The organism is Saccharopolyspora antimicrobica (assembly GCF_003635025.1).
GTDB classification, from domain to species: domain Bacteria; phylum Actinomycetota; class Actinomycetes; order Mycobacteriales; family Pseudonocardiaceae; genus Saccharopolyspora; species Saccharopolyspora antimicrobica.
The window spans coordinates 7,890,426-7,908,310 of the sequence record NZ_RBXX01000002.1 but is presented as its reverse complement, the minus strand read 5'-3'; the positions used below and the strand labels follow the sequence as shown (position 1 = coordinate 7,908,310).

General features: G+C 69.9%; 23 protein-coding genes and 1 pseudogene. 18 read left to right on the top strand and 6 right to left on the bottom strand.

Annotation, left to right across the window (positions count from 1 at the left end; all coding sequences use genetic code 11):
- Positions 1-8 precede the first annotated feature (8 nt).
- Both ATL45_RS37210 and ATL45_RS37205 read left to right on the top strand, forming a co-directional pair.
- Positions 9-722, top strand: a complete 714-nt coding sequence (locus tag ATL45_RS37210) for a UDP-glucose 6-dehydrogenase (protein ID WP_143121788.1) — start codon at positions 9-11, stop codon at positions 720-722.
- A 7-nt stretch (positions 723-729) separates the two neighbouring features.
- Positions 730-2,064, top strand: coding sequence for a UDP-glucose dehydrogenase family protein (locus tag ATL45_RS37205; RefSeq protein WP_093160221.1), 1,335 nt, complete (start codon positions 730-732; stop codon positions 2,062-2,064).
- A 58-nt stretch (positions 2,065-2,122) separates the two neighbouring features.
- Here the strand turns inward: ATL45_RS37205 and ATL45_RS37200 are convergent, their stop codons facing one another.
- Positions 2,123-3,190, bottom strand: coding sequence for an SDR family oxidoreductase (locus tag ATL45_RS37200; RefSeq protein WP_093160224.1), 1,068 nt, complete (start codon positions 3,188-3,190; stop codon positions 2,123-2,125).
- A gap of 359 nt (positions 3,191-3,549) precedes the next feature.
- Between ATL45_RS37200 and ATL45_RS37195 the strand changes: the two genes are divergently transcribed.
- From ATL45_RS37195 to ATL45_RS37145, 11 genes are all read left to right on the top strand, one after another.
- A complete protein-coding gene (locus tag ATL45_RS37195) occupies positions 3,550-3,996 on the top strand; it encodes a hypothetical protein (protein WP_143121789.1) in 447 nt (148 codons plus the stop codon).
- Positions 3,997-4,302: 306 nt separating this feature from the next.
- Positions 4,303-5,124 carry a hypothetical protein gene (locus ATL45_RS37190; protein WP_143121790.1) on the top strand — a complete coding sequence of 274 codons (822 nt, stop codon included), beginning with the start codon at positions 4,303-4,305 and terminating at the stop codon, positions 5,122-5,124.
- A gap of 20 nt (positions 5,125-5,144) precedes the next feature.
- A complete protein-coding gene (locus ATL45_RS37185; RefSeq protein ID WP_246025757.1) occupies positions 5,145-6,305 on the top strand; it encodes an SRPBCC family protein in 1,161 nt (386 codons plus the stop codon).
- A gap of 4 nt (positions 6,306-6,309) precedes the next feature.
- The gene (gene gvpJ, locus ATL45_RS37180; protein ID WP_093160231.1) at positions 6,310-6,726 is read left to right on the top strand and encodes a gas vesicle protein GvpJ; all 417 of its coding nucleotides are present in this window, start codon (positions 6,310-6,312) and stop codon (positions 6,724-6,726) included.
- Positions 6,723-7,514, top strand: coding sequence for a GvpL/GvpF family gas vesicle protein (locus tag ATL45_RS37175; protein WP_093160234.1), 792 nt, complete (start codon positions 6,723-6,725; stop codon positions 7,512-7,514). The genes gvpJ and ATL45_RS37175 overlap by 4 nt, the downstream gene beginning before the upstream one ends.
- Positions 7,515-7,516: 2 nt before the next feature.
- Entirely contained in the window at positions 7,517-7,768 is a 252-nt protein-coding gene (locus tag ATL45_RS37170) for a gas vesicle protein GvpG (RefSeq protein WP_093160236.1), read from the top strand.
- Between the two features lie 3 nt (positions 7,769-7,771).
- On the top strand, positions 7,772-8,200 hold the full coding sequence (locus ATL45_RS37165; RefSeq protein ID WP_093160239.1) for a gas vesicle protein GvpO: 429 nt from the start codon (positions 7,772-7,774) through the stop codon (positions 8,198-8,200).
- 47 nt (positions 8,201-8,247) lie between these two features.
- Positions 8,248-8,595, top strand: coding sequence for a gas vesicle protein (locus ATL45_RS37160; protein ID WP_093160299.1), 348 nt, complete (start codon positions 8,248-8,250; stop codon positions 8,593-8,595).
- Positions 8,588-9,376: a GvpL/GvpF family gas vesicle protein gene (locus ATL45_RS37155; protein ID WP_093160241.1), complete on the top strand. Its 789-nt coding sequence runs from the start codon at positions 8,588-8,590 to the stop codon at positions 9,374-9,376. The genes ATL45_RS37160 and ATL45_RS37155 overlap by 8 nt, the downstream gene beginning before the upstream one ends.
- A gap of 44 nt (positions 9,377-9,420) precedes the next feature.
- Positions 9,421-9,600 carry a gas vesicle protein gene (locus ATL45_RS37150; RefSeq protein WP_093160244.1) on the top strand — a complete coding sequence of 60 codons (180 nt, stop codon included), beginning with the start codon at positions 9,421-9,423 and terminating at the stop codon, positions 9,598-9,600.
- On the top strand, positions 9,590-9,913 hold the full coding sequence (locus ATL45_RS37145; protein ID WP_093160246.1) for a gas vesicle protein K: 324 nt from the start codon (positions 9,590-9,592) through the stop codon (positions 9,911-9,913). Before ATL45_RS37150 ends, ATL45_RS37145 begins: the two co-directional genes overlap by 11 nt.
- A gap of 33 nt (positions 9,914-9,946) precedes the next feature.
- On the opposite strand, the gene ATL45_RS37140 is transcribed toward ATL45_RS37145, so the two are convergent.
- A complete protein-coding gene (locus ATL45_RS37140; RefSeq protein ID WP_093160301.1) occupies positions 9,947-11,179 on the bottom strand; it encodes a PP2C family protein-serine/threonine phosphatase in 1,233 nt (410 codons plus the stop codon).
- 116 nt (positions 11,180-11,295) lie between these two features.
- Here ATL45_RS37140 and ATL45_RS37135 point away from each other — a divergent pair, with 116 nt between their 5' ends.
- On the top strand, positions 11,296-11,628 hold the full coding sequence (locus ATL45_RS37135; protein WP_170210463.1) for an STAS domain-containing protein: 333 nt from the start codon (positions 11,296-11,298) through the stop codon (positions 11,626-11,628).
- A gap of 25 nt (positions 11,629-11,653) precedes the next feature.
- On the top strand, positions 11,654-12,109 hold the full coding sequence (locus ATL45_RS37130) for an ATP-binding protein (RefSeq protein WP_143121792.1): 456 nt from the start codon (positions 11,654-11,656) through the stop codon (positions 12,107-12,109).
- Between the two features lie 57 nt (positions 12,110-12,166).
- On the opposite strand, the gene ATL45_RS37125 is transcribed toward ATL45_RS37130, so the two are convergent.
- Positions 12,167-13,801, bottom strand: a complete 1,635-nt coding sequence (locus ATL45_RS37125) for an MFS transporter (RefSeq protein WP_093160254.1) — start codon at positions 13,799-13,801, stop codon at positions 12,167-12,169.
- A gap of 11 nt (positions 13,802-13,812) precedes the next feature.
- Positions 13,813-14,391, bottom strand: coding sequence for a PadR family transcriptional regulator (locus ATL45_RS37120; RefSeq protein ID WP_093160256.1), 579 nt, complete (start codon positions 14,389-14,391; stop codon positions 13,813-13,815).
- Positions 14,392-14,638: 247 nt separating this feature from the next.
- Between ATL45_RS37120 and ATL45_RS37115 the strand changes: the two genes are divergently transcribed.
- Both ATL45_RS37115 and ATL45_RS39900 read left to right on the top strand, forming a co-directional pair.
- On the top strand, positions 14,639-15,460 hold the full coding sequence (locus ATL45_RS37115; RefSeq protein ID WP_246025756.1) for an SAM-dependent methyltransferase: 822 nt from the start codon (positions 14,639-14,641) through the stop codon (positions 15,458-15,460).
- A 317-nt stretch (positions 15,461-15,777) separates the two neighbouring features.
- Positions 15,778-16,104 (top strand): annotated as a pseudogene (locus ATL45_RS39900) (PEP/pyruvate-binding domain-containing protein); the annotation flags it as partial.
- A 190-nt stretch (positions 16,105-16,294) separates the two neighbouring features.
- Here the strand turns inward: ATL45_RS39900 and ATL45_RS39895 are convergent.
- Positions 16,295-16,537, bottom strand: coding sequence for a hypothetical protein (locus ATL45_RS39895; RefSeq protein ID WP_246025909.1), 243 nt, complete (start codon positions 16,535-16,537; stop codon positions 16,295-16,297).
- A gap of 28 nt (positions 16,538-16,565) precedes the next feature.
- On the opposite strand from ATL45_RS39895, the gene ATL45_RS39440 reads away from it, so the two are divergent.
- Complete coding sequence (locus tag ATL45_RS39440; RefSeq protein WP_211841387.1) at positions 16,566-17,156, top strand: PEP-utilizing enzyme; 591 nt, start codon at positions 16,566-16,568, stop codon at positions 17,154-17,156.
- Positions 17,157-17,206: 50 nt separating this feature from the next.
- Here the strand turns inward: ATL45_RS39440 and ATL45_RS37105 are convergent, their stop codons facing one another.
- Entirely contained in the window at positions 17,207-17,749 is a 543-nt protein-coding gene (locus ATL45_RS37105) for a GNAT family N-acetyltransferase (protein WP_093160258.1), read from the bottom strand.
- Between the last annotated feature and the right edge of the window lie 136 nt (positions 17,750-17,885).

Here is a 17,885-nt window from a genome sequence, read left to right as displayed (position 1 = left end):
AGGGGCGAATGTGTTCTGACGGGCGCACTCTCGTGGTCTGCGGTGCGGGGCGGGCAGCCGGCGTCGTGGCCACCGCGATGGCCTCGCTGGGCCACGACGTGATGCGCGTCCCCGGCTCGTGCGACGCCGACCTGACCCGTGCCGAACTCGTCTTCGCGTGCGGGCCGGACGAAGGCCGGATCACCGAGCTGGTGGGACGCGTGCCGCCGGGCTGCACCGTGGTGAACACCTGCGCGCCACCGTGGGAATCGACCGCGGAGCTGGCCGCGGCCATCGGCCGGGACGAGGCGGGCGTGGTCAGCAACCCGGTGGGGAGCGCGGGCCTCGACGACCTGCTGGCACCCGACGTGATCGTCATCGGCGCCGACGACCCGGCCGACGCCTGCGCGGTGGCCGACGTCTACGCCGCGATCACGGCCCCCACCGTGCACACCGACGTGCGCACCGCCGATCTCACCGGGCCGGCGCGAAGCGGTCTGTGCGCGGTGAAGCGGCAGTTCTTCGCGGAACTGGTCCTGCTCTGCCGGGCCGTCGGCGCGGATGTCGAAAGCGTCCTCGAGTGCCTCCGGACGGACCGGCGGATCGGTGTTCCGCTCACCCGCGCCGACGGGGATCACCTCGAATCCGGCGAGTGCGGCCGCGCCGATCGCTTGCGCGAGTTGGCCGGGCCGGACGCCCCACCGACGTTGCGCGCCCTCAGCTGTCAACGCCGATCGGGGTGAGGCCCACATGGCACAGCGAAGCGAAGCTCCCCCCGCCCGCCGGGTCGCCGTGGTGGGCACCGGTTACGTCGGTTTGACCACCGGGGCCTGCCTGGCGTCGCTCGGCCACCACGTGCAGTGCTGCGACGTCGACCGCACCAAGGTCGAACGCCTCTCCCGCGGCGAGGTCCGGATCCACGAGCCGGGTCTCGGGCAGCTGGTGCGCGAGGGAATCCGCACCGGCAGGCTGGAGTTCACCCACTGCTCGACGGCAGCCGTGCGCCGCGCGGAAGCGGTCTTCCTGTGCGTGCCCACGCCGATGGCGCCCGATGGCAGCGCGAACCTGGCGCAGGTGGAGTCCGCGGTGCGGGAGGTGCGCGATCACCTGCCCGCGGACAGCCTGCTGGTGACGAAGTCGACCGTGCCGGTCGGCACGGCGGCCAGGTTGTCCGAACTGCTGGACCGGCGCGACGTGGCGGTGGTGAGCAACCCAGAGTTCCTCCGCGAAGGACTCGCCGTGCGCGACTTCCTGAACCCGGACCGGATCGTCGTCGGCACGGCGAGCGCGGCGGCGGCGCGCCGGGTGTCCGAGCTCTACGCGCGACTGGAGGCGCCGACCGTGCACACCGACTCCGCCAGCGCGGAGCTGATCAAGTACGCGGCGAACTGCTTCCTGGCGACCAAGCTGTCCTACGTGAACGATCTCGCGGAGCTGTGCGAGCGCCTCGGGGCCGACATCGGCGGCATCACCGAGTGCATGGGCCACGACCACCGGATCGAGAACTCGTTCCTACGGCCGGGCCCGGGGTGGGGAGGCTCGTGCTTGCCGAAGGACACCGCCGCGCTGCTGCACGCCGCCGAGGCCATCGGCGCGGATCTGCCGCTGGTGCGCGCGGCGGTCGAAGCCAACCGGCGGCACCAGCGGCGCGTGGTGGACAAGGTCGTCGCGATGTGCGGCGGCTCGGTCACCGGCGTGCGCGTCGGGATGCTGGGCTTGACCTTCAAAGCGGGCACCGACGACCTGCGGGACTCCCCGGCGGTCGCGGTGGCGCAGCGGCTGGCCGAGCTCGGCGCCAATCTGATCGCCTTCGACCCGGCGCTGCACGGGGACGAACCGGGCGTTCCCGCCGGTATCGCTCTGGCGGACAGCGCCTACCAGGTGGCGAAGGGGGCCGGGGCGGTGCTGGTGCTCACCGACTGGCCCGAGTTCCGCGATCTCGACTGGCCGCAGATGGTCGGGCTCGCGGAGAAGCCGGTGATCATCGACACGCGCAACCTCGTCGATCCGCGGGTGCTGGAACGGGCCGGCGCGGTCTTCTGCGGAACGGGCCGAGCACCGAACCGCGACAGCGGAGAGGTTTAGCGCAGCGCACGTTCGGTCGTGGCACGGGCGGCAGCCAGTCGCGAAGCTGCTCCGGCGATCACTGCCGCTGACCGACGCCGGTGGCGAACTCCCGGAGACGTCCGCCTCGCGCGCGCCGCTGCAGCGGTGGTGTGCTCCCGCCCTCGGCCTTCTGCAGACCCCGGAGGAAGTCTGCGACGGCTTCGGTCGAACTGCGGCTCGGCGTCCACCCGAGCTCATCGCGAGCACGCGAGGTGTCCATGATCGGCAGCCTGAGGAAGGCGTCGAAGAGGTCGGGCGAGGCGGGGACGAGGTGCAGCTTCCACGCGGTGGACAGGGCGCCGCGCGCCACCTGCGACGGCAGCGTCATCGTGTGCGTGCCCAGGAGTTCGCCCAGCACCCGCGTGTCGATCAACGGCTCGGCGGCGATGTTGAAGGCACCGCTGCTGCTGGACAGCGCGGCGAGCCGGTACGCCTCGCCGACGTCATCGCTGTGCACCGCTTGGAAGCGCATTCCGCTGGGCGTCGGCAGAGCAGGCAGCAGATCCGGCCTGACGAGCCGGTTGATCACCAGTGGCCCCATGAACAGCCGGCGCTGCTGGGAGGCCGATTCGGGCTTGAAGCAGAACGCGGTGCGCATCCGGGTCACCTGCATCTCCGGGTGCTGCAGCTGGAAGGCGTCGAGGTAGCGCTCGAGGTAGGCCTTCTCCCTGCTGTAGGCCGAGCCCGGCCAGCCGTGCGTGGGCCAGTTCTCGTCGACGGGCCGTTCGTGGGGTCCCGGGCTGTAGGCGGCGATCGAGGAGGCGTACACCAGGTGCCGCACGCCCGCGGTGGCCGCGGCTTCGAACACCCTGATGCTGCCGAGCACGTTGTTGCGCCAGGTCGTGATCGGATCGTGGGTGGGCTGGAAGATCCACGCGAGGTGGATCACCACGTCGGCCTCGGCGAATGGTGCCGCCAGGTCGTCCGTCGTGATGTCCGCGCGCTCCCACCGGATTTTCTCGCCTGCACCGCTGGGCTCCCGGCGGGAGAGCGAGACGATCGTGCCGACAGCGGGATCGTGGTCGAGGGCCTCGATCACGCTGGTACCGATGTTCCCCGTTCCCCCGACAACGACGACGCGCTGAGCGCTCGCGGGTGGGTTCATAACGCCTCCTCCGTCTGCACTTGAGCCGCTCTCCGTCGGTTTCCCGAGCGATCCGAAGGCAAACTCGGGGGCTGATCCCGTTGCCGGCGGCGCCAGAACGCGGAATGGGCGGCCTGGAGAAGTTGGACGAAGCCCCGGGTCCGGTTGCGAGACCTCGGAAAACCCGTCGATGGCGGGGACGGGCGCATACTGTGGGTGAGCGCGGTGTTCTCCGGTCCGGTCAGGCCGGCACCGTTAGCTATTGATCGAGGACGCCCGGGACTGGCTTGCTCTTGCGCCCTCGGAGAAGGGGGTGCGCCATGATGAATTGGCTCCCTCGCCTGCTCGGAGTCGGCACAGCCGCACTCGGGGCGACCATCGTGCTGCGCCCGGACACGCTCGCCGGTCCATGCGGGCTCACCGATGCGACCGGCCGCACTTCGCCGGGCATGGCTGCGTTGTGCCGCAGCATTGGCGCCCGGGACATCGTGTCCGGTCTGGCCATGACCTTCGCGCCGGGCCCGGATCCGCTGCGGCTGGCCGTGGTGGCCCGGGTGGCGGCCGACCTCGGTGACGCGCTGCTGCTGGACCGCCTTCGCAGTGAGCACCCGGCCCGGGACGTCGCGACATTGGCGGCGGGTCGGGGTGCCCTGAGTGCCCTGAGCGGCCTGACGATCCGCTCTGAACCGGTGGAAGAGGAAGATGTGGCGCCGGTTGCGGAAGGAGCGCGGTGCGAGTGCCGCGCGGCGCCTCACACGTCGCCCCTCCGGCGCTGGGTCAGCGGGATCGTGGACGAGGAGCTCAGGGAGACCGGCGTGCTCGACTGATCGCGCTCCGCGCGCCGAAAGCGGCTGGTGCCTCGCGCCAGTCTGTTGCTCGGTTGCGCGCCGTACCTGAAGAATCTTCGCGAGACACCGGAATTCGGGGCGGTCAGGCGCGGCGAGGTGCCGACCGAAAAATCGATCTCCGTCCCGGCGAAAACCACGGATCCGATCACGGATTTGCCGATGGCTAAAGGTGTGCGGCGGTGGGAAGCGAGGGTAGCCTAGCAACATAATCGTCGTATTCGGTTGTTGCAGACACGGCGATTGTTGGTGCGCAGGGAAGGCGCGCTGTCTCCTGGTCGCACTCGGTTGCGCGAGCGTTCGCCCCGCGGGCGGCAGGCCCGCCGGATCGCTCAGGCACAGGGGGAGCAGATCATGAAATCCGGACCTCAAATCGCGATGGCGGTAGCTGTCGGATACGTCCTAGGTCGCAGCCGCAAGATGAAGCTGGCCATCACAGCTGCGGGCATGATGGCGGGCCGCCGATTCACGGACCCCAAGGAAATGCTCGCCATGGGCGGAAAGCTGGTGAGGGCGTCTCCAGCCCTGCAGAAGCTGACCGGCGACGCACGGGAACGGTTGCTGGAGGCGGCCAAATCGGCGGCGATCGCGGCGGTGAACAACAAGATCGAAACGCTCGGCGACAACCTCACGAAACGTGCGGCCGGTTTGCGCGAGCCCGTCGGAGAGCTCGGCGAACGGGCTTCCGATGTTGGGAGAGGCGCCGAGGACCTCGGCAGGCGGGCGATGCGGCGGACGAAGGGTTCGGAGGAGACCGCCGAAGCCGAGTCCACCGAGGAGCCGGCGGAGGCCGAGGAAGGCGAGGAAGAACGGGCGACCAAGCCGCCCCGAGGCAGGCAGCGCCAGCGGATATCGGAACGCACCTCCTCCGGTCGGGCGGGCAGCCGAACCGGGGCAGGCAGCAGTCGATCGGGCTCGGCCGCGCGGAAGCAGGAGGAGCCCGCAACGACCTCGAGGTCCAGCCAGCGGGACGAGGCGAGCACGTCGACCAAGTCATCTGGTGGTTCGGGCGGCCAGGCGGGGAACCGGCGCAGGTCCACGACGTTGGGCCAGCGCAAGCAGCCGACGAGCCCGAAGCCCAGGTCCTCCACCACTGAGAAGAAGTTGTGATCGGAGCTGAGGTGGTGACCATGGCGGAGCAATCCGGGAAGGGCCGCGGCTCCAAGGTGGGCGGTTTGCTGCGGGAGGTGCCGCTCGAACCGTTGAAGGCTGGTGCCAAGGCGGTGCTGACGTCGGCGGGGGAACGCGCGGTGGGCATCGTCGGAGACAAGGTCGAAGACATGACCCAGCGGTTGACGGAGTCGGCCGAGAACGGTGGTGCGGGTTTGATGGCGGCGGTCACCGGCGGCAAGGAAATGGCCAAGAGCGGTTCCCCGGTCAAGTCGGCGTTGAAGGCGGGGTTCACGGGCACTGCGGAGAAGCTCAAAGGGGCACTGGGCATGGGCGGCAAAGGGGGGAAGAAGGGAAAGTCGAAGGTCGTCAACATCATCGAGCACAACGACATCGGACTGCCGCGTCGCGTCGTCTACGACCAGTGGACCAGGTTCGAAGACTTCCCCAGCATGACGAAGAAAGTCCTCAGCGTGGACCAGGAATCCGACGAGAAGATCAACTGGCAGGCGCAGATCTTCCTCTCCAAGCGCAGCTGGCAGGCGACCATCGTCGAACAGGTTCCCGACGACCGGATCGTCTGGACCTCCACGGGTGCGAAGGGCACCGTGGACGGCTCCGTGACCTTCCACGAGCTGGCTCCGCGCATGACGCGGATCCTGCTCGTCATCGAGTACTACCCGCAGGGCTTCTTCGAGAAGACCGCGTACATGTGGCGTGCGCAGGGCCGCCGGGTCCGCGCGGACTTCAAGTACATCAAGCGCTACATGATGACCCGGACGATCTTGGCGCCGGACGAGGTCGAGGGCTGGCGCGGTGAGATCCGCGACCGGGAGGTCGTCAAGACCCACGAGGACGCCCTGGCCGAAGAGGAAGAAGCCGAGGGCGCCCCCGAATACGGTGCGGAAGAGGAACTGGAGGAGCAGGAGGGCGAACGCGGCGAAGCCGAAGAGGAGGGCGAGTACGAGGACGAGGAGCAGGAGGAGTACGGCGACGAGGAGTACGGCGACGAAGAGGAGGGCGAAGAAGAGGAAGGCGAAGAAGGCGAGTACGAGGACGAATATGGCGAGGAAGGTGAGGAGGAAGGCGAGGAGGACTACGCGGAGGACGAGGACCGGGAACCCGAGCAAGAGCGAGGTCGGCGTCGTCGAGCAACGGCGACGTCAGGCCGGGGAAGGTGATCGCATGACCGTCGCGAGCACGCAGGGCGGCGGGGGCAGCCAGGTCCAACGGGCCCCGTCCAGCACCTTGGCCGACGTGGTCGAGCAGATCCTCGACAAGGGCCTGGTGATCGACGCGTTCGTGCGCGTCTCGCTGGTCGGGATCGAGATCATCACCGTCGACGCCCGTGTTGTGGTGGCCGGGGTGGACACCTACCTCCGCTTCGCGGAAGCGACCAACCGGCTGGACCTCGACGAGAAGGGCGGCAAGGACCTCACGGAGCTGACCGAGGGCATGACCCAGCGCACCGTCGAGGGCAAGGCCAAGGGAATGATCGATGCCGCCAAGGACAAGTTCGACGAATTCCGCGGAAGCGATGAGCAGGAGAAGGAACCTGTGCGCAGACGTGAGTCCGGAGGCCGGAAGCGGGAGCAACGATGACGACGGACGCGCAACGAGGGCAGGGCGCCGCGGCGGTTCCGACCGAGGGAACGCGCGGGTTCTACGTGTACGGCATCCTGCGCTCCTCGGGAGCCGTACCCGGCGACCTCGCCTCGGTCGGTGACGAGGAGACGCCGGTCAGGACGGCTTCGCACGGCGATCTCGCCGCCGCCATCAGCGAGGTGCACCTGAACCGCCCGCTGGGCACCCGGGACGACCTGCTCGCGCATGAGCACGTCCTCGACGCCATCGCGGCGGAGACCACCGTGCTGCCCATCCGCTTCGGCGCCGTGGTGAACTCGGTGGACGCCGTGGTGGACGAACTGCTGGCGCCGAACGCCGAGAGCTTCGAGGCAGTGCTGTCCCAACTGGACGGGACGATCCAGTTCGCCGTGCGCGGCCGCTACCTCGACTCCGCTCACATCCGCGAGATCGTCGCAGAAGATCCCGCGATCAGAGAACTTCGGGAGTCGCTCCGGGGCGTGTCGCCGGACGCGGGCTACGACGCGCGGCTGAAGCTGGGCGAGATGGTCTCCAACGCTGTCACCGAGAAGCGCGCTCTGGACTTGCAGCAGCTGGTCGATGCGGTGTCGGGCAGCGTGGTCGCGACGTCGGAGCGCAGCGTCGGGGGCGAGGACGACGCGTTCGACGTGGCGATGCTGGTCGAACGCGAGCGGCGCGAGGAGTTCGAGGCCTCGGTCGACGCACTCGGCGACCAGTGGAGCGGGCGCGTTCAACTGCGCCTGGTCGGACCGCTGGCGCCTTACGACTTCTTGCCCGAGGAGTGATCATGGGACTTCTTTCCGGCATCGTCACCCTCCCGCTGGCACCCGTGCGGGGTGTCGTGTGGATGATCGATCACCTCAAGCAGCACGCCGAGGCGCAGTACTACGACACGGCGCTGATCCAGCGGGAGCTCGCCGCGGTGGACGACGCGCACGCGGCGGGCGAGCTGACCGATCAGCAGCGCGATGAACTCCAGGCGGAGTGGCTGGACAGGTTGTTCGAGGCACAACGCCGACGGCAGTCGGGGGAGATGTGATCCGTGCCGAGCAGCCAGGACCGCGACCGCGGAAGCACGGACGAACGCCCCAGGCGCCGTTCACCTCCTGAACCGCGGGACGCGGATGTCGAGCAGAGCGGCGGCAAACGACGACCCCGGCGGACGGGCTCCGGCGGTGCGGAGGGAGATCGGGAGACGCGACGGCGGCGTCCTGAGCTCAGAGCTGGCGACATCGCCCAGCTCGCACTGCGCCAGGTGCGGGACCTCACCGGCAAGGACACCGAAGGAGTGACCTCGCTGGAGCGCTCGGAGACGGGGTGGCTGGTGGCGGTGGAGGTCGTCGAGGCGCACCGGATCCCCAACACCACCGACATCATGGCCGTCTACGAGGCCGAGGTCGACGAAGAAGGGGAACTGATCTCCTACCGGCGCATCGACCGCTACGCGCGGGGGCAGGGCGAACAGCGATGAGCGAGCACAGCCGCGGGGACCAGCACCGGTTCGACTCGCGCGCTCCGATGGCCTACAGCCCGCGCCCGGTGTCCCCCGCGCGGTCGGAGTCGGGTGGTGCCAACCTCGCCGACATCCTCGAGCGCGTGCTGGACAAGGGCATCGTCATCGCCGGTGACATCCAGGTGAACCTGCTCGACATCGAGCTGCTGACGATCAAGCTGCGGCTCGTCGTGGCCTCGGTGGAGCGGGCGCGGGAGATGGGCATCGACTGGTGGGAGCACGATCCCACCCTGTCGTCGGGACACCGCGACCTCGCGGTGGAGAACCGGCGCCTGCGCGATCAGGTGCGCGAGCTCGGCGGTGAGCCGGCCGAGCTGGAGGCAGGCACCGACGAGGAGCAGGACCGTGGCTGACTCGATGACCTACGTGTACGGGATCGTCCGCGATCCCGGCCCGGAACCGACGTTGGGCGCGCAGGGCATCGCCGGGTCGGCCGTCCGCCTCGTGCGGCAGGGCGAACTCGCAGCGCTGGTGAGTTCGGTGGACGCCGCGGAGTTCGGTGCGGAGGCCTTGCGGAAGAACCTGGAGGACCTGGAGTGGCTGGAGGCCACTGCGCGCGCGCACAACCGCGTCGTCCTCACCTCGGCGGCCACGACGACCACCGCCCCGTTCGGGCTGGCCACGGTCTACTTCCACGACGACCGGGTCCGCGAGGTGCTGGCCGAGCGGTCCGAGGAGTTCTCCCAGGTGCTGCACAGCATCGACGACAGCGCCGAGTGGGGCGTCAAGGCCCGCGCGGACCTCGACGACCCGGCGCTGCGGCGAGGCGCGAGCGAGGCGGGCGGGGAAAGTGCTGCCGGGCCAGGGGCCTCGTACCTGCGCCAGCTCAAGGAACAGCGGGAGAGCAGGCAGAACGCTGAGAACACGGCATTCGAGCTGGCCGGGCAGGTGCACGCCGAACTGTGCTCGCTGGCGCGGGCGAGCCGCAGCCATCCGCCGCAGAACCGGGAGCTGGCCGGCTACGCGGGCCTGATGGTCCTGAACTGCTCCTACCTCGTCGACAAGTCCACCGGGGACGAGTTCACCGCGACGGTGCGCAGGCTTTCGGACGACTACGCGGCGCTCGACGTCGAACTGACCGGGCCGTGGCCGCCTTACTCGTTCGCGCAGATCCGCGAGGGGGAAAACCGTTGACATCAGCGGACATCGTCCCGAACTCCCGGGATTCCCCAGCCGAGATGCGGGAGATCGCGCTCGTCGACCTCCTGGACCGGTTGCTCGCCGGCGGTGTGGTCGTCACCGGTGACGTGACCATCTCGCTGGCGGGTGTCGACCTGGTCAGGATCTCGCTGCGGGCGATCATCAGCTCCATCCAGGAGAGCACGTGCGCTGCGCTGGAGGCCGGGGATGACGGGTAGTCCAGCGGGAGACCGCCGACGTTCCGGCGCCGGGCGCCTTCCACATCGGATCGAGACCGACTCCGAATCCGTCCAGCGCGATCTGGTCCGGCTGGTGCTGACCCTGGTGGAACTCGTGCGCCAGCTGATGGAGAAGCAGGCGCTCCGGCGGGTGGAGAGCGGAGAGCTCGACGACGACCAGGTGGAAGAGCTGGGGCTGGCCCTGATGAAGCTGGCCGAGGGCATGCGAGAGCTCCGCGACCGGTTCGACCTCTCGGAGAAGGACCTGAACCTCGACCTCGGTCCGCTCGGTCCGCTGCTGCCGCGCGACTGACCGGATACCCGGCGAGGGGCAGCGCTGCCGGACTCACGAACGACGGTCCTCGGACCAGCTGATCGTGAGCAGTGCGATGTCGTCGCTCGGCGGCTCACCACCGACGAGCCGGTTCATGACCGTGGTGCAGACGGCGCTGGCAGGCTCCGGGACGACTGAGTCGCAGAGCAGCTGCAACCCGTCGTCGATCGGTTTGCCGCGGCGTTCGACGAGGCCGTCGGTGTAGAAGCAGACGACGCCCTCCGGCGGGATCTCGAGCAGGCTGGTGCGGCGCTTGCGGTGCGCGACGCCGAGCCCCACCGGCGGATCGACCGGCAGCGGTGCCAGCCGGCCGCTGTGACCGGGCTCGACGACCACGGGCGCGAGGTGACCGGCCAGCGAGACGCGCAGCTGGGAGGTGCTGGGGTCGTAGATGGAGTAACCGACCGTTGCCATGGCGGTCGGTTCGAAGTGGGTGACCTTGCGGTCGAGCTTGTGCAGGACCTCGGCCGGGTCCTCGGTCTCGATGGCGTAGGCGCGCAGCGCGCTGCGCAACCGCCCCATCACGATCGCCGCCGCGAGACCGCTGCCGACCACGTCGCCGATCACGATGCCCAGCAGCCCGGACGGCAGGGTGAACACGTCGTACCAGTCACCACCCACGCCGGGGCCGGAGCCCGAGACGTACCGCGCGTCGAGCGTCACCCCCGGCACCGCGGGCAGCCGGGTGGGCAGCAGGCTCCGCTGGAGGGCGCTGGTCGCGGTTAGCTCGGCACGGGTGGTGTGGCCGCGGATCGCCAGCGCCATGCGGTCGGCGACGAGCTGGAGCAGGTGCACGTCGTGGTCGCTGAACCGGCGTTCTTCGTAGGTGCCGATGTGCAGCACGCCGACGACCTCGCCACCGACCAGCATCGGGACGCCGATGAGGGTCGAAATGCCGTGTTCCCGGAGCACCGGTTGCAGGACGGACGGATCCTCCCGGCTGTCCAGGGGCAGGGGCCGGGATCCACTCGCGATCGATTTGGCGAAAGCCGGGCCGACGTGGCGTCGAACGCCTTGGCTGACCTCGTCCTCGATCCCGACGGCGGCGGTCGCGACCAGCACTTCGCTGGTCGGGTCGTAGCGCATGACCGCCGCGGTGTCCACGTCGAGGAGGTCGCTGACGCGCTGCAGCATCTCGCGGAGCAGGTCGTCGTGCTCCAGCTCGGCCAGCGCTGTGTCGGTGACCAACTCGATCTGCCGAAGCCGCTGTTCCGCGTCGTCAGGCGAACTGGCCGAGGAGGGCATGGCGACATGGTAGCCCGATTGCATGGAACGCAGCTTTGCCTTCAGCCGATCTGAAGTCCACCATGGGGGACATGTCCACGTTTACCGGCTCAAGTGAACCGGCAGCACCGTTGAGCGTGGCAACGCGATGGCTCGACCGGGTGCTGCTGATGGAAGTCGCAGGAGAGATCGAGCTGATCAACGCACCGCGGGTCGAGTCGGCGATCATGGAAGCCTTCGACGAGCGGCCTGCCGCGCTGATCCTGGATTTCAGCGGGGTCACGTTCCTGTCCTCGGCGGGGCTCGCGGTCCTGGTGCGGTCCCGCAACCGCGCAGGCGACGACATCGCATTCCGGGTGGTCGTCGACGGCCCGGCGACCGCACGGCCGATCCAGCTGACCGGGCTGGACCAGGAGATCGAGGTCTTCTCCACCCGGGATCAGGCGGTGGCCGTCGACGCGGGCTCGTGACGCCCGGCGGACAGGACGCGGAGTGATGGTTGGCGAGCTGGACGAGAGCCGGAGACCGAGCGCCACCGGTGGTGATCCCGCGGTTCCCGCACTGAGCTACTGCTTCATCGAGCTCTCACCGGGGAAGATCCTGGCCCTGCGCGATGAGTTGACGACGTGGGGCCGCGACGCGGGCCTGAGCCGGGAGGCAGTCGGTGCGCTCGCTCTCGCGTGCTACGAAGCGATGGCGAACGTGATCGAACACGCCTATGCCGGGGTCGGCACGGTAGATGTGGAAGCCGTTCACCTGGCCGCGGAGAGCCGCGTGGAAATCACCGTGACCGACCGAGGCAGTTGGGCTCCGCCGGATTCGGAGCAGGCCACGGGTCGCGGTCAAGGGCTGCCGCTGATCCGCAGGCTCGCTGACGAGGCCGTCATCACGCCTCGTGGCTCCGGCACGGTCGTGCGCATGAGCTGGTCCACAGGCGACGGCTCCGGTTGAACGGCATCGCCGCCCGCGGTGACCTGCGGAGCACTCCGCAGGTCACCGCGTCGCAGGTCAGCGCGTCGCACCGGACATCGCGTTCCGCTCGCCCGGCTTCGCCGCCAGCGCGGTTCGCCCCTTGGCCAGGAGAGCGCAGATCGCACCGATCAGCACCGCGCCGATCGGCAGGACCATCGCGCTGTGCATGGCGGCGACGTATCCACCGGTGAACACCTCGCGGGCGGCGGCCTCGACCTGCTGGGCGAGCGCGGGGGAGATGCCGCTCGGGATCGGCACCGCGGTGCCCGCTTGCAGGTCGGCGAAGTCGACGCCGCTGCTGGTGGCGCGCCGCACGCCGTCCACGAACTCGCCGCGCACCTCGGCGGGCAGCGCCGCGGCCGCGGTTTCGGCGCGGGCCAGCAGGTTCCCGACCAGCTGGTTCTGCAGCAGCACGCCGAATCCCGCGGTGCCCAGCACCGAGCCGATCTGCCGGGTCGCGTTGAGCACGCCCGCCGCCGAACCGGCCACCACCGGCTGCACGTCGTGCATCGCCACCGTGGTCAGCGGCGCGAAGGTGGCGCCGAGGCCCACGCCCATCACGAGCATCGCGGGCAGCAGCGTCCCGGCCGTGCTGTCCACAGTGGAGGTGAGTGAGAAGGCCAGCAGTCCCAGGCCGAACAGCAGCAGGCCGGTGACCACGACGGGTTTGCCGCCCAGCTTGTCGCTGAGCCGGCCCGCGTACGGGCCGAGCACCACCGAGATCGCCGACATCGGCAGGCTGATCAGGCCCGCGGCCAGCGCCGAGTAGCCCAGCACCGACTGCGCGTAGAGCTGGAAACCGATCGCCATGCTCATGATGCCGACCGAGAGCCCGATCGCGCCGACGTTCATCAGGCCGAAGTTGCGGTTGCGCAGCAGCTCGAACGGCACCATCGGAGCGCGCGGGCCGGGACGGCGCTGGCTGAACGCGAAGACCACCAGCAGCAGGACACCGGCCACCAGCAGCAGCGGGATGCTGACGAACGACCAGACCGCGCCCCAGTCGTAGCGCTGCCCCTCCTGCAGGCCGAAGGTCAGGCAGCAGAGCCCGAGGACCACCAGCAGCGCGCCGCGGAGGTCGAAGCGGCCCGTTCGCGGCGGTCTGGCGCCTGCCGGGATGATCAGCGGGGCGATCACCAGCACCAGGACGCCCAGCGGCACGTTGATGGTGAAGATCCAGCGCCAGTCCAGCGCGCCGACCAGGAATCCGCCCAGCGGCGGCCCGGCGATCGTCGCGAGGCCGGCCACCGCGCCCCACACGCCCAGCGCCGCGCCGCGCCGCTGCGGTGGGAAGGTGCCGATGATGATCGACATGGTCTGCGGGATCAGCAGTGCCGCGCCCAGGCCCTGCAGGGTGCGGGCCGCGATGAGCTGACCCGGCGTCTGCGCCAGCGCGCACAGCAGCGATGCCGCCGAGAACACCGCGACACCGGCCAGGTAGGTGTTGCGCTTGCCGAGCAGGTCGCCGAGCTTGCCGCCCGGGATCAGCAGCACCGCCAGCACCAGCACGTAGGAGTTGCTGACCCAGAGCACCTCGTTGTAGGTGGTGCCCAGCCGCTCGACGATGTCCGGTACGGCCACGCCGACGACCGTCGTGTCCAGCAGCGTCATGAAGAAGCCGAGGCAGAGGGCCACCAGCACGGCCCAGGGATTCCCTCGCAGGTTGCGCATCCGTCCGCTCTCTACTCGGCCGCGCGCCGGCCGGCCTGCCAGTGCAGGCGGCCCTCGCGGATGTCGTCGACTATGGCGCGCGTCAGCTCCAGGTCGGCGCGCAGATGTGCTTGCAGGTGCCGGAGTTCGACGATGTGGACCGCCTCCACACCGCGCTTGAGCAGCGCGTCGCTGCTGGTCGTCACCGAGGCCAGCTCGGACTCCAGCAGCACCGCCCGCCGCTCCAGCTGCGCGGCGGCGTCGTCGGTGGTCAGCAGCGACATGAAGGCCAGCGCCGCGCCGTAGGTCGGGTACTCGGATTCGAGCGTGGAGAGCAGTTCGCGCAGGCGTCCGGCGGCGATCTCCCGGCCGTCGTCGGTGATCGCGTAGACCGTCCGCTCGGGCCGCTTGCCCTCCCTGGTGGTCTCCACCGGTTCGATGAACTCGGCCTTCGCGAGCACGTCGAAGGCGTGGTACAGCGCGCCGTGCGTGACCTTGATCAAGTGGTCGATGCCCTGCTCCCGCATGCACTGCCGTACTTCGTACGGGTGCCGGGGCTTCTCGTCGAGCAGGCGCAGGACGGCCAGCCCGAGTGTCGTGAGGTTGCGCATCAGGTGCCTCCCAGTTGGTCTGCTCAGAATAGTCCAAAAAAACTAGTCTGCGAAGACGGGGTGCCTGAAGGCTGCGAGCTGCGTCTTTCAGGTGCTGTGCGCCGTGCAGGCGGACCGGGCGTGGCGCAACGTTCCACTGTGGTCGGCTCGCGGAGCCGCGCTGGTGTGATCTGCGGCCGGGCCTCTTGAGGTGGCCCGTTCGAGGAGGTACTGATGGGCATTCGACGGAACCAGCAGGAGAACCACCGTGTCGATCTTGGATCCGGTGCCGGCCTTGCCGGCGAGCGTGGACACCACTCAGCCGAGCGCCGCTCGCGCGTACGACTACTTCCTCGGCGGCTCGCACAACTTCGCCGCCGACCGCGCGTTCGCCGACCAGGTGCTGGAGATCGCACCGAGCATCCCGGCCGTGACCCGGTTGAACCGGTCGTTCCTGCGCCGCGCCGTGCGCTACTGCCTCGACCAGGGCATCCGCCAGTTCCTCGACCTCGGATCCGGCATCCCCACGGTCGGCAACACCCACCAGGTCGCCGAAGCCGCGGGCATCCCGGCCCGCGTGGTCTACGTCGACAACGAGCCGGTGGCCTACCACCACGCCCAGCACGTGCTGGGCGGGTCGGAGACGGCGACGATCATCCAGGCCGACATGCGCGACCTGTCGGCGGTGCTCGACCACCCGGACGCGCGCAGGCTGCTCGACTTCAGCCGGCCGGTCGGGCTGCTGGCCGTCGGCGTGCTGCTGTACCTCGAGGACCCGCAACCGGCGGAGCTGATCCGCGCCTACCGGCAGCGGCTCGCGCCCGGTTCGCTCGTCGCCGTGTCCACGCTGACCGACGAGCACGCCTCGCCTGCGCTGCGTTCCGAGATGGAGATGCTGCGCGGTGCGTACGAGGCCGCCGGCGAGCCCGTGTACCCGCGCGACCACGCCGAGATCCTGTCCTGGTTCGACGGCCTCGACCTGGTCGAGCCGGGCCTGGTCACGCTGCCCGAGTGGCACACCCAGGACCCGGAAGAGCTCGACGACGCGGCCAGGCCGCTCGGCTACGGCGCGGTCGCACGAGTGCCCTGACACCTGCCGAGCACCGTCGGCGCGGTGCGCGGCAACCGCGGCCGCCCAAGCACCCGCTCACGGCGAGCACGTCGCCCGGTGGGTAGAACCGCTGGCTGGCCATGGGTGGCACCGACGCGGCTGCGCGGATCAGCGGCAATCACCCAGCCCGGTGGGCCGGGCGCTGTGATCTGCGTCCGGTGCGGAGGAAGTCCTCAGTGGACTCGAAACCGGCGCGGCGGAGTGCGCGCCGGTTCTTCGGGAGGAGCAGGGAAGAAAGACGTCCTCCTGCCACTATCAACATATAGCGCACCCCGGGGCTTGCGGCAAGACCCCGGGTGTGCTGCGGAATCTCCCGCCGAGACCGCGACCTGCGGAAATCAGGGGCGATCCCCGTTCCCGGGGATCTGGCCGAAGCGCTCACCCGCCCGCTCGCCCGGCTCGGCGAGGAAGCCGCCTACGCCGTCCGCTCCAGCGCGACGGCCGAAGACCTGCCGACGGCTTCCTTCGCCGGTCAGCAGGACACCTACCTCAACGTCGTGGGCACCGCGGCGGTCCTGGAACGCATCAGGGCGTGCTGGGCCTCGCTGTTCACCGACCGGGCCGTGATCTACCGGCTGCGCAACGGTTTCGACCACCGCAAGGTGCAGATGGCCGTGGTCGTGCAGCGGATGGTCGTGCCGGAGGTCTCCGGCATCATGTTCACCGCCGACCCGGTCCACACCGCGGCCCATGGCGGAGGCGGGCGGGCGGCTGTTCGTCGACGTCACCCCGGACCTGGCGGCACCGGCCGACCGCGACGGCCTCCTGGACGCCTCGGGCAAGTCCGACCCGCTGATCAGGGACGCGCTGCAGTCAGTCCTCGACCGCGACGACTTCGCGCTGCCGCCCGCGCAGGAGAGCGCCGACGGCCCGCCCGTGTGGGAAACACCGGCGTCGGTCGAAGCCGACCCGGCGATCGTCGAGAAGCTCATCGCGCGCAGCGAGCAATCCCTGGCCGTCCTCGACCGCGACATCCGCGGGAAGTCCGGAGTGGACCTGTTCGACTTCGTCCTGGAGGACCTCCGGAAGCGCAAGCTGCTGGCTGCGGACCTTCATCGGCTACCGGGAGCATCCCAAGTTCGTCATGATCTGCCGCTACTTCCACTACAAGCGGGCGATGCTGGCCGAGGCCGATCGCCTCGTGGAGGCCGGTGTGCTCCGCGACCGCGAGGACATCTTCTACCTCCGGTTCGAGGAACTCCGCGAGGTCGTGCGCACCGGCGAGGTCGACCACCGGCTCATCCGCGAGCGCGCGGAGGCGTTCGGCGGCTACCAGGCGCTCGTGCCGCCCCGGGTGCTCACCTCGGACGGCGAGGCGGTGACCGGCTCCTACCGCCGTCAGGACGTGCCCGCCGGTGCCCTCGTCGGCCTCCCGGTCTCCACCGGGATCGTGGAAGGGCGCGCCCGCGTCGTGCTGGACGTCGCCGAGGCCGATCTCGAAGCCGGCGACATCCTGGCCACCACCAGCACCGATCCCAGCTGGTCTCCGGTGTTCGTCACGATCGCCGGCCTGGTGACGGAGGTCGGCGGGCTGATGACCCACGGCGCGGTGGTCGCCCGGGAGTACGGCTTGCCCGCGGTGGTCGGGGTGGAACGGGCGACCCGGTCGATCCGGGACGGGCAGCGCATCCGCGTCAACGGCACGAACGGATACGTGGAAGTCCTGGCCGATTAGGCGAAACCGCCCCGCCGACGCGCGTCGGCGGGGCGGTCGCTCGCCGGAGCCTAGTTGTCCGAGGCGGCCTTCCACTCGTCGACGAGGAGACCGAACAGGACCTCGTCCACGAACTCGCCCATCACCCAGGCCGAGGAGCGCGTCACGCCCTCGCGGGTGAAGCCGTTGCGCTCGGCGGCGCGCAGCATCGCGGCGTTGTCCGCCAACGTCTCGATCTGCAGCCGGTTCAGGCCGCGCTGGGCGAAACCGTAGTGGCACAGCACCGCGACCACGTCGGTGCCGTAGCCCTTGCCGCGGGCGGTGGACAGCAGGCCGAGCCCGACGTGCGCGGACCGGCTGTGCGTGTCGATGCCCCACAGCGTCGCGGTGCCGACCAGCTCGTCGCTGTCCAGCGAGACGACGGAGAAGTGGACGTTCTGCTCCTTCTTCTCGTCCACCACGAACTGCGAGTGCTCCGACCCGACCGGGATCGGCCGCCACGGCCCGACCGCGGCCCGCGAGGCGTTGACCACGTCGTCGTGCAGATCGGCGTGCAGGATCGGGATGTCGTCCGCGTGCCGGGCCCTGAGCGCGACCTTGTTTCCCCTGAGCATGCGAACTCCCATCCGGCCGGGCCGGCTGTCGCCGGACCACGCGGCTTTCCGTACTGCTGGTATGTCTTTGCGCATCCTGTCACGGACGTTGACGACGCCTTCGCGGCACCTGTTGGATCGCGGTGCCCGGACCGTG

Bases quoted from the DNA above. Each gene is read 5' to 3' on its own strand.
- ATL45_RS37210 (WP_143121788.1), top strand. From the start codon at position 9: ATGTGTTCTGACGGGCGCACTCTCGTGGTCTGCGGTGCGGGGCGGGCA.
- ATL45_RS37205 (WP_093160221.1), top strand. From the start codon at position 730: ATGGCACAGCGAAGCGAAGCTCCCCCCGCCCGCCGGGTCGCCGTGGTG.
- ATL45_RS37200 (WP_093160224.1), bottom strand. From the start codon at position 3,190: ATGAACCCACCCGCGAGCGCTCAGCGCGTCGTCGTTGTCGGGGGAACG.
- ATL45_RS37185 (WP_246025757.1), top strand. From the start codon at position 5,145: ATGGCGGAGCAATCCGGGAAGGGCCGCGGCTCCAAGGTGGGCGGTTTG.
- gvpJ (WP_093160231.1), top strand. From the start codon at position 6,310: ATGACCGTCGCGAGCACGCAGGGCGGCGGGGGCAGCCAGGTCCAACGG.
- ATL45_RS37175 (WP_093160234.1), top strand. From the start codon at position 6,723: ATGACGACGGACGCGCAACGAGGGCAGGGCGCCGCGGCGGTTCCGACC.
- ATL45_RS37170 (WP_093160236.1), top strand. From the start codon at position 7,517: ATGGGACTTCTTTCCGGCATCGTCACCCTCCCGCTGGCACCCGTGCGG.
- ATL45_RS37160 (WP_093160299.1), top strand. From the start codon at position 8,248: ATGGCCTACAGCCCGCGCCCGGTGTCCCCCGCGCGGTCGGAGTCGGGT.
- ATL45_RS37150 (WP_093160244.1), top strand. From the start codon at position 9,421: ATGCGGGAGATCGCGCTCGTCGACCTCCTGGACCGGTTGCTCGCCGGC.
- ATL45_RS37145 (WP_093160246.1), top strand. From the start codon at position 9,590: ATGACGGGTAGTCCAGCGGGAGACCGCCGACGTTCCGGCGCCGGGCGC.
- ATL45_RS37140 (WP_093160301.1), bottom strand. From the start codon at position 11,179: ATGCCCTCCTCGGCCAGTTCGCCTGACGACGCGGAACAGCGGCTTCGG.
- ATL45_RS37130 (WP_143121792.1), top strand. From the start codon at position 11,654: ATGGTTGGCGAGCTGGACGAGAGCCGGAGACCGAGCGCCACCGGTGGT.
- ATL45_RS37125 (WP_093160254.1), bottom strand. From the start codon at position 13,801: ATGCGCAACCTGCGAGGGAATCCCTGGGCCGTGCTGGTGGCCCTCTGC.
- ATL45_RS37120 (WP_093160256.1), bottom strand. From the start codon at position 14,391: ATGCGCAACCTCACGACACTCGGGCTGGCCGTCCTGCGCCTGCTCGAC.
- ATL45_RS39895 (WP_246025909.1), bottom strand. From the start codon at position 16,537: ATGAAGGTCCGCAGCCAGCAGCTTGCGCTTCCGGAGGTCCTCCAGGAC.
- ATL45_RS39440 (WP_211841387.1), top strand. From the start codon at position 16,566: ATGATCTGCCGCTACTTCCACTACAAGCGGGCGATGCTGGCCGAGGCC.
- ATL45_RS37105 (WP_093160258.1), bottom strand. From the start codon at position 17,749: ATGCTCAGGGGAAACAAGGTCGCGCTCAGGGCCCGGCACGCGGACGAC.